Raw genomic sequence first — 1,481 nt, 5'->3', positions numbered from 1 at the left:
CACCTCCGGCAAGTCCGGCATCCACCCGATCACCCGCTTTCCGGTCGATCATCTGAACACCCGCATCTCCGGCATGGTCGACTTCCTGCCGTCAAGCTCCAAGGGCGCCAGCCCACTCACCTACGAGCTGGCCGAGACCGCGGCGCAGGAGGCGGTGGCGGAAGCCGGGCTCGACAGCGGCGATTTCGCCGGACCGCTCTTCCTTGCCTCGCCGCCGGTCGAGCTCGACTGGGCCGACCGTTTTTCGCTCTACAATTCCGACAAGCAGGATGCCGGCGCCGAGAGGCTGCTGCGCGTGGCGCGCGCGCTGAAGGAGCTCGACATCTTCGAGACCACCCAGTTCGGTTCGATCGCCGACCGACTGGCCGACCGTTTCGGCACGCGCGGCCTGCCGATCACGCTGTCGACCGCCTGCGCTTCCGGCGCCACCGCCATCCAGCTCGGCGTCGAGGCGATCCGCCGCGGCGAATGCGACAAGGCGCTGTCGATCGGCGCCGACGGCTCGGCGACCGCCGAGGCGCTGATCCGCTTCTCGCTGCTTTCGGCGCTCTCCACTCACAACGACATCCCGGAAAAGGCGTCGAAGCCTTTTTCCAAGGATCGCGACGGCTTTGTGCTGGCCGAGGGATCCGGCGCGCTGGTGCTGGAATCGCTGGAGGCGGCCCTTGCCCGTGGCGCCCCTATCCTCGGCATCATGCGCGGCTGCGGCGAAAAGGCCGACGATTTCCACCGTACCCGCTCCAAGCCCGATGGTTCGCCGGCGATCGCTGCGGTGCGTGCCGCCCTTGCCGATGCCGGCCTGAGCGAGGACGAGATCGACTACGTCAACGCGCATGGCACCTCGACGCCTGAAAACGACAAGATGGAGCATCTGTCGTTGTCGACCGTATTCGGCGAGCGGATCGGCTCGATGCCGATCTCGTCCAACAAGTCGATGATCGGCCACACGCTGTCGGCAGCCGGCGCGGTCGAGGCCGCTTTCTCGCTGATGACCATGCGCGAAAGCGTCATTCCGCCGACCATCAATTACGACAATCCCGACCCGGCGATCGTGCTCGACGTGGTGCCCAACAAGCAGCGGAACGCCGAGGTCGGCACCGTATTGTCGAACTCCTTCGGCTTCGGCGGCCAGAACACCTGCCTTGTCATGGCGAGGGAACCGGTCTAAGCGGACGTTTTCCCGCTTTTGACGAACTGACAGGCCCAATGCGCGCATTGCAACTTATCGAGGACCGCCGTCTTGAAACGGTGGACCTGCCGCCTCCCCCGCCGCCTTCGCTTGGCGAAGTGACGCTTCGCATCAAGGCGGTGGCGCTGAACCATATCGACGTCTGGGGCTGGCGCGGCATGGCCTTCGCCAAGCGCAAGCTGCCGCTGGTCGTCGGCGCCGAGGCCTCGGGCGAGGTCGACGCCGTCGGCCCCGGCGTCTCCAGCCTTCTACCGGGACAGCTGGTCTCGATCTATGGCGCGCGCACCTGTGG

2 protein-coding genes are annotated in these 1,481 nt (G+C 66.4%); both read left to right on the top strand.

The window, feature by feature from the left end; translation table 11 throughout:
• A partial coding sequence (locus tag EN780_RS34070) for a beta-ketoacyl-ACP synthase (protein WP_128276446.1) occupies positions 1-1,168 on the top strand: 1,168 nt, incomplete at its 5' end.
• Positions 1,169-1,206: 38 nt separating this feature from the next.
• Positions 1,207-1,481 (top strand): alcohol dehydrogenase catalytic domain-containing protein (locus tag EN780_RS34065; RefSeq protein ID WP_148674715.1); only part of this gene is annotated, 275 nt, incomplete at its 3' end.

It is taken from the genome of Mesorhizobium sp. M4B.F.Ca.ET.089.01.1.1 (genome assembly GCF_004022605.1).
GTDB classification, from domain to species: Bacteria; Pseudomonadota; Alphaproteobacteria; order Rhizobiales; family Rhizobiaceae; genus Mesorhizobium; species Mesorhizobium abyssinicae.
This window is presented reverse-complemented; position numbering and strand designations above follow the sequence as displayed.